17 protein-coding genes are annotated in these 14636 nt (G+C 36.1%); 13 read left to right on the top strand and 4 right to left on the bottom strand.

Translation table 11 applies throughout. The annotated features are described in order from the left end of the window. The first annotated feature begins 55 nt into the window (after positions 1 to 55). The 8 genes from P0N36_RS00005 (at position 56) to P0N36_RS00040 (ending at position 4462) form a co-directional block, all read left to right on the top strand. Positions 56 to 337 carry a type II toxin-antitoxin system Phd/YefM family antitoxin gene (locus P0N36_RS00005; RefSeq protein WP_275840630.1) on the top strand — a complete coding sequence of 94 codons (282 nt, stop codon included), beginning with the start codon at positions 56 to 58 and terminating at the stop codon, positions 335 to 337. A gap of 284 nt (positions 338 to 621) precedes the next feature. Then, entirely contained in the window at positions 622 to 771 is a 150-nt protein-coding gene (locus P0N36_RS00010) for a lmo0937 family membrane protein (protein WP_275840631.1), read from the top strand. Positions 772 to 820: 49 nt separating this feature from the next. After that, complete coding sequence (locus tag P0N36_RS00015; RefSeq protein ID WP_275840632.1) at positions 821 to 1156, top strand: YggT family protein; 336 nt, start codon at positions 821 to 823, stop codon at positions 1154 to 1156. 209 nt (positions 1157 to 1365) lie between these two features. Then, a complete protein-coding gene (bcp, locus tag P0N36_RS00020; RefSeq protein ID WP_275840633.1) occupies positions 1366 to 1821 on the top strand; it encodes a thioredoxin-dependent thiol peroxidase in 456 nt (151 codons plus the stop codon). A gap of 29 nt (positions 1822 to 1850) precedes the next feature. After that, positions 1851 to 2588, top strand: a complete 738-nt coding sequence (locus P0N36_RS00025; RefSeq protein ID WP_275840634.1) for an MBL fold metallo-hydrolase — start codon at positions 1851 to 1853, stop codon at positions 2586 to 2588. Positions 2589 to 2609: 21 nt separating this feature from the next. Further along, the gene (locus P0N36_RS00030) at positions 2610 to 2978 is read left to right on the top strand and encodes a VOC family protein (protein WP_275840635.1); all 369 of its coding nucleotides are present in this window, start codon (positions 2610 to 2612) and stop codon (positions 2976 to 2978) included. Positions 2979 to 3055: 77 nt separating this feature from the next. Then, the gene (locus P0N36_RS00035; RefSeq protein ID WP_275840636.1) at positions 3056 to 3688 is read left to right on the top strand and encodes a DUF3267 domain-containing protein; all 633 of its coding nucleotides are present in this window, start codon (positions 3056 to 3058) and stop codon (positions 3686 to 3688) included. A 33-nt stretch (positions 3689 to 3721) separates the two neighbouring features. Further along, positions 3722 to 4462: a DUF3784 domain-containing protein gene (locus tag P0N36_RS00040; protein WP_275840637.1), complete on the top strand. Its 741-nt coding sequence runs from the start codon at positions 3722 to 3724 to the stop codon at positions 4460 to 4462. Positions 4463 to 4498: 36 nt separating this feature from the next. Here the strand turns inward: P0N36_RS00040 and P0N36_RS00045 are convergent, their stop codons facing one another. Next, positions 4499 to 4936, bottom strand: a complete 438-nt coding sequence (locus P0N36_RS00045) for a DUF4395 domain-containing protein (protein ID WP_275840638.1) — start codon at positions 4934 to 4936, stop codon at positions 4499 to 4501. Positions 4937 to 5364: 428 nt separating this feature from the next. Here P0N36_RS00045 and pyk point away from each other — a divergent pair, with 428 nt between their 5' ends. After that, on the top strand, positions 5365 to 6795 hold the full coding sequence (gene pyk / locus P0N36_RS00050) for a pyruvate kinase (protein WP_275840639.1): 1431 nt from the start codon (positions 5365 to 5367) through the stop codon (positions 6793 to 6795). A gap of 106 nt (positions 6796 to 6901) precedes the next feature. Here the strand turns inward: pyk and mgtE are convergent, their stop codons facing one another. The 3 genes from mgtE to P0N36_RS00065 all read right to left on the bottom strand — a co-directional run bounded on the left by mgtE (position 6902) and on the right by P0N36_RS00065 (position 10570). Further along, positions 6902 to 8236, bottom strand: a complete 1335-nt coding sequence (gene mgtE / locus P0N36_RS00055) for a magnesium transporter (protein WP_275840640.1) — start codon at positions 8234 to 8236, stop codon at positions 6902 to 6904. A 76-nt stretch (positions 8237 to 8312) separates the two neighbouring features. Continuing rightward, positions 8313 to 9299, bottom strand: a complete 987-nt coding sequence (locus P0N36_RS00060) for a Gfo/Idh/MocA family protein (RefSeq protein WP_275840641.1) — start codon at positions 9297 to 9299, stop codon at positions 8313 to 8315. A gap of 113 nt (positions 9300 to 9412) precedes the next feature. Next, positions 9413 to 10570 (bottom strand): MFS transporter, encoded by a 1158-nt coding sequence (locus P0N36_RS00065; RefSeq protein WP_275840642.1) that lies wholly within the window; start codon positions 10568 to 10570, stop codon positions 9413 to 9415. 258 nt (positions 10571 to 10828) lie between these two features. On the opposite strand from P0N36_RS00065, the gene P0N36_RS00070 reads away from it, so the two are divergent. The 4 genes from P0N36_RS00070 to P0N36_RS00085 all read left to right on the top strand — a co-directional run bounded on the left by P0N36_RS00070 (position 10829) and on the right by P0N36_RS00085 (position 14631). Further along, entirely contained in the window at positions 10829 to 12424 is a 1596-nt protein-coding gene (locus P0N36_RS00070; RefSeq protein ID WP_275840643.1) for a complex I subunit 5 family protein, read from the top strand. A gap of 64 nt (positions 12425 to 12488) precedes the next feature. Continuing rightward, positions 12489 to 12920, top strand: coding sequence for a pyridoxamine 5'-phosphate oxidase family protein (locus P0N36_RS00075; RefSeq protein WP_275840644.1), 432 nt, complete (start codon positions 12489 to 12491; stop codon positions 12918 to 12920). Between the two features lie 169 nt (positions 12921 to 13089). Then, on the top strand, positions 13090 to 13893 hold the full coding sequence (locus tag P0N36_RS00080; RefSeq protein ID WP_275840645.1) for an amino acid ABC transporter substrate-binding protein: 804 nt from the start codon (positions 13090 to 13092) through the stop codon (positions 13891 to 13893). Positions 13894 to 13980: 87 nt separating this feature from the next. Beyond that, positions 13981 to 14631, top strand: coding sequence for an amino acid ABC transporter permease (locus P0N36_RS00085; protein ID WP_275840646.1), 651 nt, complete (start codon positions 13981 to 13983; stop codon positions 14629 to 14631). Positions 14632 to 14636: the final 5 nt, after the last annotated feature.

The raw sequence follows: 14636 nt of genomic DNA on the forward strand, positions 1-14636 counted from the left end.
AAAGTTAAAAAGTACGATGAAAATATATAATAACTAGTGTAGAGGTGATATCTGAATGATAATTTCAACAAAAGCACTTGTCTCAAATTCAGAAATGATAAAAAATTATAAAGCTTGTAGGGAAAAAGCAGATGATTACGGTAAATTGTTTATATTAAAGAACAACCAACCAGATGCAGTACTCCTATCGATTGATGAGTATGAAAGGCTTTCGGTTATCATTGAATACTTTGAAAGTCTTAAGGCGGAAGATGCAATCAAATATGCAGCGTCTTTGCCTAAAGAAGGTATAAGGAAAAAATATTCTATGGATCATTTGAATAATGAAGAGAAATAGTAAGAATAAGGTAAGATGAACCGGCTTAAGTGATGTCACTTAGTCGGTTTTTCTTTTTAAATTTTATAAAAGTAAAAGTGGTGGCTTATAATGATGAGAAATTCAATTGAAAGATAATAATAATTAAAATAATTATACAAATAATAATATATATAATTTGACTTATAATAAGTAAAAGAGTATAATATAGGTTAGATGGGAAAATATAATGGCATCCAATGCGTAAACATCAGTAAAACCCACCGGAAGATACTTGAACAAATAAATTATAGAAAGGTGATAATATGTTAAATACAATAGCAGTCATACTTATTGTTCTTTGGATTTTTGGAATTGTCAGTTCTAATACCATAGGCGGTTTTATTCATATTCTATTGGTTATTGCAATGATTATTTTTCTTTTAAGAATAATCGGTGGAAAAAAAGTGTTATAAAGCTTGTTTTATTTTTTAGATTGTACTCAATAGAAAGGAAGTAACAAATATGAATGAACCTCAAGTTCAACAGTCACATGAAAAAAACATTAAGTTTCGTAAAATAGTAATGTATATATTTGGTATATTAGAAGTACTTCTTGCATTTCGATTTATTTTTAAACTACTTGGAGCAAATCCAGGAAGTCCATTTGTAACTGCTATTTATAGTTTGTCTGGCCTTTTTCTGGCACCTTTCATCGGTATTTTCAGAACGGGTACAGCTCAAGGTATAGAGACGACGGCATATCTGGAAGCAGCAACACTTATAGCCATGGCAGTTTATGCCCTATTAGCTTATGGTATTACTCGTATAGTGGAGATTATGAAAAAACCAAAGTTATAAGCAACCTTCAAAAGCTTATGTATTCATAATTCAATAATCATCATTCGGTTTTATAGCCGATGGTGATTTTTTTTGTATTTTGAAAAATCTACGACAACACATTTTCTAGTGTCATAAAATGAAGAATATATGATATACTGGTGTAAAAACAGAACCCCAATTAATCGAGTTAGATCTATATAAAGATAGAATATGAAGGAGGCATTAATATGTTGGAAATAGGCATAAAAGCACCAGATTTCAAACTGTTAAATCAAGATGGTAGGGAAGTATCTCTTTCGGACTATAGAGGGAAAAAAGTTATATTATATTTTTACCCAAAAGATGATACCCCAGGGTGTACCAGCCAAGCTTGTGGTTTTACCCAGTTATATCCGGATTTCAAGGAAAAAGGTGCCGAAATTATCGGTATCAGCAAAGATTCCGTAAAATCACATAGAAAATTTGCAGATAAATACAATTTAACATTCACATTACTGGCAGATACTGAAACCAAGGTCGTAGAAGTTTATGATGTTTGGAAGGAAAAGAGTATGTATGGTAAGAAGTATATGGGCGTAGTTAGGACCACATACTTGATAGATGAAGAAGGTATGATTATAAAAGTATATGATCAGGTCAACGCGGCAAAGAATCCGGAAGAGATGTTGGAGAACCTTAGTTAAGTATAATTTGGAAAGCAGGTAATAATCACATGGAAATCACATATATTGATCATAGTGGGTTTCTCTTAGAGTGGGAAGACTGCTATTGGTTGTTTGATTATTATAAGTCAGATATACCGGTTATGAAAACAAATAAAAAAATCATAGTATTTGTTAGCCACAAGCACAAAGATCATTTTAATCCGAAGATATTTGACCTATATACGATGTATGAGGATGTGGAGTATGTTTTATCCTCAGATGTACAGGCATTGCTTTTGAATGATCCGAAGCTGGTTATGAACCAAAAGCTGTTAAATAGGATTATCTGGGCACATCCATCTCAAATATATAATCTGCGTGTTCGGAAGAATAGAGAAATTTCCATAAAAACACTTGTATCAACGGATGAAGGTGTTGCATTTTTGTTAACGTATCAAGACAAAACGATTTATTATGCCGGTGACCTTAATCTATGGGTATGGCCCGGTGAGACCGAAATCTATAATGCTCAGATGACAGAAAAATTCAATAATGAAATGAAAGCCCTAGAGAACCTTCATATTGATATAGCGTTTGCACCACTTGACCCAAGACAAGAAGCATACTATCATTTAGGTGTGGAGACGCTACTAAATACAGCAAAGGTTAACTATTTATTTCCCATGCATTTTTGGGATCAACCTTCAATTATTCAACAATATAAGAAAGAAAGAGCAAAATTTATGCATAACACGAATGTGATGGAAGTATTATACAGTGGTCAAAAATGGAATATAAAAATCTAGATATCAGAGAGGGAAAATAATATGAAGTTTAGAATGGTGCATGAAAATTATAACGTATTAAATCTTGAAAAATCCTTAGCCTTTTATAAGGAAGCATTAGGACTAACAGAAATAAGACGAAAAGAAGCGTCAGATGGGGCCTATATCATTGTTTTTGTAGGGAATGACGCTTCAGACTTTCAACTAGAACTTACATGGTTAAAAGACTGGGAAAAACCTTATAATCTAGGCGACAATGAATTCCATTTGGCGTTTAGAGTCGATGATTATGAGGCAGCACATGAGCTACATGAAAAAATGGGTTGCATTTGCTATGAAAATAAGAAGATGGGTATCTATTTTATATCAGATCCAGATGGCTATTGGTTGGAGATTGTTCCAACAAGATAAATAATTAGACTTGTAGGGCGTGTTATGACCTTAACCAATGCTATAATGGTAAAAAAAGTTTTGAGGTGACGATTGATATGAAGTATGCAAAGAATATACCACCAGTTGATCAAGAATTAAGTGAGACATTAGTAAAACAGGGTTGGACTAGAATTAAAGAACCAGCCAATTTATTTGCGGCTTTGTTGGCTTCCATACCATTCATGGTTGGTTGTGGCTTAGTATCCTTTCTTATCATTACATACTTTGACTCAACGGTTGTGAATATTTTTGAACGTGTGTCTACAAATAACAATATAACCATTAACTTTAGATGGGATTACATCTTATTGATGATTATAATGATTTACATACATGAAATGCTACACGCCTTCTGGATACCTAATTTTTTAAGTGATGATAATACTTTTTTCGGTATCAAGATATGGGGTGGGTTTGTGTTTACATCGCAGTCATTGACTAAAAGAAGATTTATTATGATTTGCCTTGCGCCATATGTGACGCTATCTATATTACTACCGTTAATTTTGGGCATGCTGAATGTACTAAATGGCATTTTGATTTCTTTGATTATGATCAATGCGATGGCTTCATCAGTGGACCTTTTAAATGCATGTTTGATTTTGTTTCAGGTACCTAAAGATGCTATGGTTATCAATAATAGCTATGAAACGTATTACAGACAGATTGAAGCTGTTATTCAAAACTAAGATATTACATGAGTGATATTAAGGAGGTTTATCATGTGGACTAATTTTTTGATTGGAGGATCACTGATTATTGTTGGTATGGCGGTTCATTTGTTTAAATGGTATTTTCTAATATCGGGTTATAACACCATGTCTAAAGAAAAAAAGGCTAAGGTTGATACAAAAGGGCTTGCACGTTTATTAGGATTTTATTGTTATATGAATGGTGGGATATTCATTTTCATTGGTATATTGCAACTTTTTAAAGTCGACATAAGTGTCACTTTAGCCTATGTCTTCTTAGTTATATCAACTATAGTTATACTTATCAAAGCTCAAAAGTATGATGGTAATATATTTGACAAAGAAGGTAGATTTGTCGAAGGTGCAGGTAAAAAACTTATCCTGCCCTTAGTGATTGTTACGATTACCCTTGTTGCCATTATTTTTTTACTGTTTTTTTCTTCAAGGGGTACTCAAATCAACATAGGAGACAAGGGAATAAAGATTCACGGCATGTACGGCGATACTTATGCATGGACATCGATTCAGTCAGTGGAACTACTTGAGGAAATGCCTCTTGTATTAACACGTACCAATGGGTCAGCATTAGGCTCGAAACTTAAGGGTCACTTCAAAACTAAGCCCTATGGATCGGTTAAGCTTTTTGTGGACGTAGAGAAACCACCTTATATACTTATGTTGACTGTAAATCAACCTGTAATATTTAATCTAGAAGATCAGGGTGAAACGACAAAAGCCTTCGAAAACATAAAAATGAAAGTCAAAGAATAGAAAAATACCTTCTTCAATATTGAAGAAGGTATTTTTCTATTCTTTGTTTAGGGGCAGTACAATATATGTATATACAATACAACCGACACAAAAATCAAAAAGGGCTTCAAGAAGAGCAAAAGCCATAAGAACCAATAGCACGATAAGGCTAATTTGTGGATTGAGGGGATATAAAATCAAAGCGGTTATGGAGAAAAGAAAGCCAACTCTGGAAGCGAAAATTTTAGGCGCTTTGTCAATAGTAATTGGCTTTAAATGAAAAACTTTAACAATTTGTGTGGCTAACCAACTAAGTGGGCTATATTTTATGGATGTAAAAGCACGTATAATAAAATCAATAACAATAGCAAGAATGATGTAGACACTGCTTGTTAAGGTATATAGTACGATTAACGTAGCAATCAAAAATCCGGTAATACGAACCACAGCCTTATTGGCGGTTTCTTTTGATATGGGACAAATGAGTGTATTCATGGCAGACCTCCTGTATTGGATTAAGGTTGGAACTATTTCGATAAATAGATTATACAGCGTAAAACCAAAACTGTCAAACACGTAGTAATTATGCGTATTTAAATCGATATACAAATAAACAAAATACTACAATATAATATAAAATAGTAACCAGATATAGATAAGATGTTTTTTTATTAAAATAAGCATTGTCATTAGTCACATAAATCATTATAATAGTTCCTTGTTGAGTTCTAAAAATGAAGAACATGATTTGACCGGCAAATATTATAGATGGTAATAGAGTATATGTTATTAATTGCGATGTATAATATTAGAAGGGTTAAGGGGTTAAACCTATAGTTGAACTGTTGCTTGAAAAATATAAAATATAGATTATAATGTTGGGATTATTAATTAGGTTTATAGAAAGTCACAAGGAGAATATGATGAGAAAAACAAAAATTATTTGTACGATGGGACCGGCAACTGAAGGTATTTATGAAGATATGATTCTAAACGGCATGGATGCAGCTAGATTTAACTTCTCTCACGAGAACCATGAAGTTCACGGCCATAGGATCAAAACCATGAAGGCGGCGAGAGAAAAACTGAATCAGCCGATTCCGTTAATCGTAGATACAAAGGGACCGGAAATGCGTATTGGGGTGCTTAAAAGCAAGGTGAACTTAATTAACGGAGAAATCATCAAACTCATCTCTGAAGAAATTGAAGGCGATGAAAAAGCCGTTACCATTTCTTTTAAAGAGCTCCATAAAAGTGTTAGTATAGGCCAATCTATCTTTATCGATGATGGTCGTATCAATCTAGAAGTAGTGCGTATTGAAGGTACGGATATTGTTTGTAAGATTGTAGCAGGCGGTGTCTTATCCAGCAGAAAAGGTGTTAATGTGCCGGGTTGTATTACAGGTTTACCCTTCATGACAGAAAAAGACCGAGCAGATATCGAGTTTGCTGTTGATCAGGACGTTGATTTCATAGCCCTTTCTTTTGTGAGCAACGCAAAAGACGTTGAATCAGTGAGAGAGATTTTTAAACAAAAAAACAGAGAAGATATTAAGATTATTTCAAAGATTGAAAACACTGAAGCGATAAAAAACATTGATGAAATCATTGCGGCATCCGATAGTATTATGATTGCTCGTGGTGACTTGGGTATTGAATTACCGGTTAAATCCGTACCCATTATTCAAAAGAAACTCATTAAGAAGTGTTATACAAGTTCAAAACCGGTTATCGTAGCTACCCAAATGCTAGAGAGTATGACGGATAACCCGGTTCCAACCAGAGCCGAGGTATCAGATGTTGCTAATGCCATCTATGATGGCACCAGTGTGGTTATGCTTTCGGGGGAAACAGCTGCAGGCAAGTATCCAATAGAGACATTAAAGATGATGACAACGGTCATCTTAGAGACGGAAAATGATATTGACTATAAAGTTAAATTAGATGAAGGCGCATGGAAAGTTATTGACCAGAATGTGATTAATGCCATAAGTGAAGTGACGGTGATTGCTGCTTCAAAGATAGATGCAAAAGCGATTGTTGTGCCGACCCGTTCAGGCAATTCAGTAAGAATGATTTCAAGCTTTAGACCGGCGTGTCCAATTATTGCGATAACTTTAGAAGAAGGTTTACAACGTCAGTTGAATTTATCATGGGGCATTAAACCGATGATGAGCAGATTTATAGGGGATCAGAAAGAATTTTTTGAGAAAGTTCTAGACCAAGCCGTGGCAACAAAGTTGGTTGAAAAAGGTGATCTAATTATCCTGACAGCAGGTATTCCTACAGGTTATGATGGTAAGACCAACATGTTGAAAATGCACAAAGTTGGGGACGAAGTTATTGGTGGATAATCGTCATCTTGAGAAGTTCAAGAAATGCACATTATATAAAAAAAATTAACAAAGAAGCAGCAGATTCGAAATTGTGAATCTGCTGCTTTTTTAAAAAAATATTATTTTAGACGAGATAGTTGATGGTGAGTGTAGCCAGTCCTAAAAAGAAGAAGAATCCAAGTACATCGGTTACAGTGGTAACAAAGACAGCGGATGCTAGAGCCGGATCTATTTTGAATTTTTTTAATAGAACAGGGACGAAATAACCGGAAATCGTTGCAACAACGAGGTTTAGGAACATGGCAAGACCGATGACCAGCCCAAATATCAAGTTACCAACCCAGTAATAACCAAGTAATCCAACAACTAAGCCTAAGCACAGCCCATTAATTAAACCGATGGCAATTTCTTTTCTTAAGATTTCTTTTTGGTTCTCAAAGGTCAGTTCTCCAAGGGCTATACCTCGTATAATCATGGTTAAGGTCTGAGTGCCGGCGTTACCACCCATACCGGCGACGATGGGCATAAAGGTGGCTAGTGCTACAATCTTGACAATGGTAGCCTCAAAAAGGCTAACAGTGGCCGCAGCAAGGATAGCCGTAACTAAATTCACCAAAAGCCAAGGTAACCTAGATTTAATAGCTTTACTAATGGAACCGGATATTTTTTCTTCTTCATCAAGACCTGCAAGTCGAAACATGTCTTCTGTATATTCATCGCGTATGACTTCCATAACGTCATCGACGGTTACGATACCGAGCATGATGCCGAGATCATTAATAACCGGCATGGCCATGAATCCATATTTTTCAAAGATAAGTGCGACTTCTTCTTGGTCCATATCCACAGGTATGGTGATGATGTTTTCAATCATAATATTTTTAATGGGCGTTTCTGGTGTAGAAACGATAATATCTCTTAATCGTACAACACCTTTTAGCACATGAGATTGATCAAGGACATAAACATAGTAGGGTGTCTCAGAAGCCGGTGCCATATCCCTGAGAAATTCTATCGTGGCATTGACGGTCATGTTTTCATGGATGGCGATGAACTCCTTAGCCATGATACCACCGGCAGAAGTGGGATCATAGGCGAGAAGTTCATTGACTTCATTGGCATCATCTTGATCAAGAGACAAAATGATGGCATCTTTTTCGGCATTACCAATGCTACCTAACAGGTCAACCAATTCGTCAGAAGACATTTCAGAAATGATATGCTGTTTTCTATTTTCAGAGAAAAGAGTTAGTAAACCATATTTTTCATCATCATCAGCGTGATCGACCAGTTGAGCGATATAATCATCGGGTAATTTCTCGAGAATGCTAAGGGGATCTTCATCAGAACCGGTCAACGCTTCTAAAAAGTCAACCGGATGGATTTCATCAATCTTTTGAAGTATTTCAAGGGATGTTTTGCTATTTATGAAGTCTATAATTTCGCGCTTGTGTTCCATGGAATCACCTTCTTTTCAATAAGTACTATTATTATAAGTGGATTGTCAAGGCAATACAAGCCTATTAAGTCTTGAATTAAATGGCTTCCCATTGGCCGGTTTTCCCGGATTCAAATAACTGGTCGATGATGCGCATGTTCATATAACTATCATTTAGGGAGATGGGTACAGCGGTATCTTCTCTTATAGATTTTGCAAAAGCGGAAAAAAGTGCATCATATTGATTGGTAGGATCAAAGGTCACGATACGCTCTCCGAGGCTATTGATAACCTTTACTTGGCCTTTTACATCGTAGTGATCATTAAAGGGAACCAGTATTTCAATACTACCGCCTGTACCATAGATTTTGACTTCTTGCGCAGGATGCATACCTGTACTTACAGTAAAAAGGGCTCTCGCTTTACCAAAATCCATTATGCCTGAGGTGAGTACATCCGTACCGAATAAATCGGAATAATGTAACATACCAAGAACTTTACTTGGCTCAGTGTTCATAATGAAGCGTGCTGTTGAAATGGCATAGCACCCAATATCCATTAGAGCACCACCACCATATGCTTTATTGTTACGGATGTTATTTGGATCATCATTTTTATAGGTGAAGATGGTATGGATTGCGTTAATATCACCAATGCCTTTGACTTTTATAAGTTCTTGCACCATTTGCCATTTGGGATGGAAACGGTACATAAATGCCTCCATAACTTTGACTTGTTGTTCTTTAGCAAGATCCATGATTTCTTTTGTTTGAAGGGCGTTCATGGTGAGGGGTTTTTCACAGATGACATGTTTGCCTGCAAGAATGGATTTTTTAACCCATTCTAAATGCAAGTGGTTGGGAAGGGGGATATAAACGGCTTCGATTTCAGAGTCACTTAAAAGTGCCTCATAGCTACCATAAGCCTTTGGTATCTGCCAGCTGGCGGCAGCTTCTTTGGACTTCTCATGATTTCTTGATGCAAGTGCGATAATTTCTACGGTGTCGGAAGCGGTTAGCGGTAACATGATTCGGGTCAGCAAATGTCCTGATACGCCGATGACGCCAAGTTTAATTTTTCTCATTTTTATCTCCATTCTTGGTTTTGTCTAGGTTGTGTTTTTATTCTAACATTCTTATGGGCAAGCATCAAATGAAATATGCGCTGGGCTCAAGGGTGGCTGTGCTCTTTTCTTGTTTATTTTTTTTCTAAGTAAATAAGGGTGATGAGAAGACCAAGGAGTCCAATGGCACCGGTTACAGCAAAGCCGGCTACGAGTCCATAAGTAAAAGCAATAAAACCTAGTAATACAGGACCAAAGACCATGCCGATACCATAAATAGCTTGGAACATACCCATGGCAGTGGCTCTTTTTTCCTGATCGATATGTTCTATACCGAGCCCCATAAGGAGCGGGAAAACCAAGCTTCGCCCAATGCCTGAAAAGAACTGAGCCACATACAAAAGCCATAAATGACCAATCCATGGCATCGAGATGCAAAGAAAGGCACTTATTATGAACCCAACACTAATGGTCCTTCGACGGCCAAAGCGTATCGGGAAATAAGAACCGGCAAGTCTGGATATAAAAATGGCAGGTATAATGGCGAGTGCTGTTAGTAGGCTCAGTTGCATATTTTTTGCACCTAGATTCTTAGCAAGTATAGGCACGAAGCCGAAGGCAGTTGCAAAAGTTATAAGTTGAGAGAGTATAGAAAGTAAAGATACAATTTGGAGTTGTCGATTTTTTGCGACATCCAAATAATCTTTAAAATTTGACTTTCTAATAACGACAGGTTTCTCATAAATGAATAGAGCAGAAAGAAGGCCAACGATGCCACCTATAGCTGCAAGTAAAAAAAGATACCTTGTACCGAAGGTATAAGACACCACTGCACCCATGGCCATAGCGGTCAATTGACCTACAGCGTTGTAAGAGTTCATTAGACCGATTGCTTTTGTAGCCTCATCTTTCTTATAATAACTGGAGTAAGTGACTGTGAAAATGACCCATGTAGCGGCAGAAACTCCGGCGAGTGCTCTTGTGACAAGGAGAGACAGTTGTGATGGGAAAAAAAATGAAACGAGTGCGCTAACGGAAGCAACAAAAAGACCTATAACAATAAAAACCTTACGCTTACCCAACATATCTGAAAAAATGCCAAGGGGAATCCTAAGCAGCAGCTGTGTTAAGCCATAAGAACCGGTTATAAAGCCAATCATTTTATAACTGGCACCTAAAGTGCTGGCATAGGTGGAAAGTTCAGCGATATAGGCATAAAGTGAAAACCAGAACATACTGGTTGCAAAGGTGAAGAAATAAATGGAATAGCGTTCATGACGAGAAGGGTTCATAGGATTTTCCTTACGAGGGGTCAGAGGCATAGAGCCTTACTACAGGATGTTAGCAACTACCATTATAACAGGAAGTTGCTTTTAAGTATCCCCCCACTTTAACCATACTAATAACTATAAAATGAAAATTACAAAACAACAATGTATTTATAAAAAACCTGACAAATTGCTAAGGTTTTTTATCTGAAAATGTGTTATATATAGAGTATAGAGTTTATTACAACATAAGAATGTTGAAAATAATGAGTAGGTGAAAAGGTGTCCTTATTTTGGTTAGTGGTACTTCCCATTCTTACAGCGCTCATTGGCTATCTGAGCAATTATAAGAAAATTCATCGCATGATCTGGGTTTCTCAAGTCAGTACGTTTATTATGGCCATTATATTTTTTGTTAAGGTTATCGGGGAAGGTACCATTACTGAAACACTAGGTAATTATTCGGGTGCTATCAGTATTAACCTGGTTGCCGATGCTATTAGTAGCCTTTTTGTGGTATTAACGACTTTTCTGTTCACGATCATGCTATTATTTAACTATCATAAGACGTATATGAATAAACTGTTTTTGTTTCTATTCTTAACGCTTCAAGGCCTGATTATAGCCATCTTTTTATCCAACGACCTCTTTGATATTTATACACTTGTAGAAGTAGCCACAGTAGTGGTTAGTATTCTGATTATGTTCAAAAAAGACAGTCAGTCCCTATATGACGGTATGGTTTATCTGTTAACCAATCTGGTTGCCATGGCCTTCTTTCTATTTGGACTTGGGTACATTTATAAAATATTTGGCACCATGGATTTATCATTAATAAAGGCGGGCGTACCTTTTATAGAAAACAAAGATAGCTTAATATTACCTTATGTTTTTCTTATTACAGCCATAGGACTCAAATCCGCCATCATGCCTCTATTTAGTTGGTTACCAAGAGCACATGGTACACCATCGGCACCTTCTATCGTTTCGGCGGTGTTGTCAGGACTATATGTTAAAGGTGGTGTTTATCTTTTTATACGTTTTCAAGATACTTTTAAGGCAGGACTGGATACAACAAGTCTTTTTCTCTTAATTGGCTTTATGACAGCGGTTTTTGGTTTTATTTTTGCCTTATCTCAAACGGATATTAAGCTTATACTTGCATACCATACAGTCAGTCAAATTGGCCTGATTATATTTGGTCTTTCTATGAATTCAGTATATAGTTATTATGGATCTATTTACCATATCATGAATCATGCTGTTTTTAAGGCGACGCTCTTCCTAACAGCAGGTATGATTATTGAAGAATATGAGACCAGAGACATTAGAAAAATTAAAGGCGTTTTCAAACGAATGCCATATGTGGCTATTATAATGAGTGTGGCCATACTCAGTATTACCGGTGCACCTTTATTTAACGGTAGTGTATCCAAATACCTCATAGAAAAAGGTATAGGCTATCAAACCTATCTTGAGTATGGGTTATTATTTATTAATCTAGGGACCATCGTGTCTTTTGTTAAGTACGCAACCATGCTATTTGGCCCTCATAAGAAGAGATATCAAGTCCGTCTCAATCAAAAAATAGCATTAGGTATCCTAGCAACGGTTTGTTTCGTAACAGGCGTTTTTGGACAACGCATCACCAGTATACTTTTCAATCTGGAAGTCATCATAGATTTTAAAAGCTATATGTTAAAAAGTACACTATATTTATTTAGCTTGGTACTAGGTTACCTATTCTATAAACATCTATATCCGAGGATTGGATTTTTTAGAACCATGCGTGAAATTGAACTAAGTTTTAACGAGATTATCTTCTCCATTGTATTCTTTTTCGGCAGTATGCTTAGTTTTCTAATGGTGGCCTATTAAAGCAAGGCAAATGGATGAAAATACCTTAAAGTAGAATTAATCAGTAGGAAAAAGGAGGAATATCATGAATAAAAATATTGAAGCTATTTTGAATGAAAATAATCTTTGTGTTTTATGTACTGAATACGGAGGTAATCCTTATTGTTCATTAATGACATTTACGCTGGGTAAAGACAATAAAATATTGTACATGGTCGCTATAGATGATTCGAAGAAATATAGAAATATAGCCTTAAATCCAAGTGTAAGTATATTGATGGATAACAGACAGCGTTTAGGCAAGGCATCCAAAAATGAAATAATATCAGTAACATTTGAAGGTAGTTATGAGGCAGTGGATAAAGAAAAGGCTGAAGAGGGAAAAGCATTATTACTTAAAAAACATCCAGATTTGCATGAAATTATTCAAGATCCCAAATGTAGACTGCTTAGTATTCGGCTAAAAGCTTATAAGCTTTTAATGGGACCAACTAAAAGTGAAGAGGGTCGCATATAACATCAAGATTTTGAAAGAGGTTATTCCAATTAAATAAGCCATGCTAATCGTTAAAAATTTAACGCGTTAAGTTGTTAAAGGTTAGGACTTTTATCCTTTTGGTATATTTACTTCATTGTGCTAGTGTGGTAACATAGTGGGGCAGAAAAAATAAAAGGAGAAAATGATAATGAAAAAAACGATTTTTACTTTAATGATATTGGCAATGGTATTAACATTAGGTGCATGTGGTAAGGCAACACCTACTGAGGATATTTATGAACAAGAGACAACAACAAAAGACACATTGGTTGTCGGGTTTGACCAAGATTTTCCACCTATGGGATTTGTTGGCGATGATGGTGAGTTTACCGGCTTTGACCTTGATCTTGCAGCGATTGTTGCTGAGCGACTAGGCAAAGAACTTGTCTTACAACCAATTGCTTGGGATTCAAAAGATATGGAGTTAGAATCAAAAAATATTGATTGTGTATGGAATGGTTTTACGATTAACGGTAGAGAAGAGACGTATACATGGACAGATGCGTATATGGCTAATAACCAGGTGTTTGTTGTAACAGAGGGTTCAGGTATAGAGACTTTCGCAGATCTGGCGGATAAGGCTGTTGTGGTACAAGCAGATTCAAGTGCAGAAGCGGCACTTGGTGAAGTCGAGGATTTAGTTGCAACTTTTGGTGATTATCTAAAGGCACCGGATTATAACATGGCATTAATGGACCTTGAATCCGGTGCAGTGGATGCTGTTGTCATGGACGAAATTGTTGCTAGATACCAGATTGAAAAAAGAGGCAGTGCATTTGTTGTGCTTGAAGAAGCCCTTGCAGCAGAATCATATGGTGTTGGATTCTTACTTGGAAATGATAGCCTTAGAGATCAAGTTCAAGAAACCCTTGAAGCTATGGCGACAGATGGAACCCTTGAAACCGTTTCTATGAAGTGGTTTGGCGAAGACGTTACAACAATAGGTAAATAGAAACTATGTATTGTATGTAAAAGCACAACTATATAGTTTGACACTTTAATCATATTAAAGATAAAGTGATCTAATTAGGAGGATGTTTTGGATTTATTGACCCTGTTATCAAATTTAAGTGACGGTATGATTGTCTCGATACAAATATTTGCTTTGACCTTGGTGCTCTCACTTCCTTTAGGGTTGATTGTGGCACTCGGTAGAATGTCCAAAAATCCCATATTGAGAAATTTTGTTAAGGTATATATATCATTTATGCGTGGAACACCTTTGATGCTTCAATTGATGGTTGTCTATTTTGGTCCTTATTATATATTAGGTCTAAGTATGCCAAGAGGTTACAGGTTTTATGCAGTTATCATTGGCTTTGCATTAAACTATGCTGCCTACTTTGCTGAAATCTATAGAGGTGGTATAGAATCTATGTCCGTCGGTCAATATGAGGCAGCAAAGATTCTTGGTTATTCCAAAATGCAGACTTTCTTTAGAATCATCATGCCACAAGTCATACGACGTATTATCCCCTCTATTACCAATGAGGTAATAACGTTGGTAAAAGATACTTCTCTAGCTTATGTTATATCGGTTACAGAAATGTTTACTGTGGCTAGAGCAGTGGCTTCAGCTCAAGCCAATATGATGCCTTATGTGGCAGCCGGTGTCTTCTACTATGTCTTTAACTTTGTGGTTGCAACGGTAATGGAAAAAATTGAAAATAAATTAAGTTATTACAGATAGGAGGT

It is taken from the genome of Petrocella sp. FN5 (assembly GCF_029210395.1).
Lineage (GTDB): Bacteria > Bacillota > Clostridia > Lachnospirales > Vallitaleaceae > Petrocella.

What these genes read in the sequence shown, in the direction of transcription:
- P0N36_RS00040 (WP_275840637.1), top strand. Translation starts at nt 3,722, where the DNA reads ATGTGGACTAATTTTTTGATTGGAGGATCACTGATTATTGTTGGTATG.
- P0N36_RS00010 (WP_275840631.1), top strand. Translation starts at nt 622, where the DNA reads ATGTTAAATACAATAGCAGTCATACTTATTGTTCTTTGGATTTTTGGA.
- P0N36_RS00060 (WP_275840641.1), bottom strand. Translation starts at nt 9,299, where the DNA reads ATGAGAAAAATTAAACTTGGCGTCATCGGCGTATCAGGACATTTGCTG.
- P0N36_RS00030 (WP_275840635.1), top strand. Translation starts at nt 2,610, where the DNA reads ATGAAGTTTAGAATGGTGCATGAAAATTATAACGTATTAAATCTTGAA.
- P0N36_RS00075 (WP_275840644.1), top strand. Translation starts at nt 12,489, where the DNA reads ATGAATAAAAATATTGAAGCTATTTTGAATGAAAATAATCTTTGTGTT.
- P0N36_RS00025 (WP_275840634.1), top strand. Translation starts at nt 1,851, where the DNA reads ATGGAAATCACATATATTGATCATAGTGGGTTTCTCTTAGAGTGGGAA.
- mgtE (WP_275840640.1), bottom strand. Translation starts at nt 8,236, where the DNA reads ATGGAACACAAGCGCGAAATTATAGACTTCATAAATAGCAAAACATCC.
- P0N36_RS00005 (WP_275840630.1), top strand. Translation starts at nt 56, where the DNA reads ATGATAATTTCAACAAAAGCACTTGTCTCAAATTCAGAAATGATAAAA.
- P0N36_RS00015 (WP_275840632.1), top strand. Translation starts at nt 821, where the DNA reads ATGAATGAACCTCAAGTTCAACAGTCACATGAAAAAAACATTAAGTTT.
- bcp (WP_275840633.1), top strand. Translation starts at nt 1,366, where the DNA reads ATGTTGGAAATAGGCATAAAAGCACCAGATTTCAAACTGTTAAATCAA.
- P0N36_RS00035 (WP_275840636.1), top strand. Translation starts at nt 3,056, where the DNA reads ATGAAGTATGCAAAGAATATACCACCAGTTGATCAAGAATTAAGTGAG.
- pyk (WP_275840639.1), top strand. Translation starts at nt 5,365, where the DNA reads ATGAGAAAAACAAAAATTATTTGTACGATGGGACCGGCAACTGAAGGT.
- P0N36_RS00080 (WP_275840645.1), top strand. Translation starts at nt 13,090, where the DNA reads ATGAAAAAAACGATTTTTACTTTAATGATATTGGCAATGGTATTAACA.
- P0N36_RS00045 (WP_275840638.1), bottom strand. Translation starts at nt 4,936, where the DNA reads ATGAATACACTCATTTGTCCCATATCAAAAGAAACCGCCAATAAGGCT.
- P0N36_RS00065 (WP_275840642.1), bottom strand. Translation starts at nt 10,570, where the DNA reads ATGAACCCTTCTCGTCATGAACGCTATTCCATTTATTTCTTCACCTTT.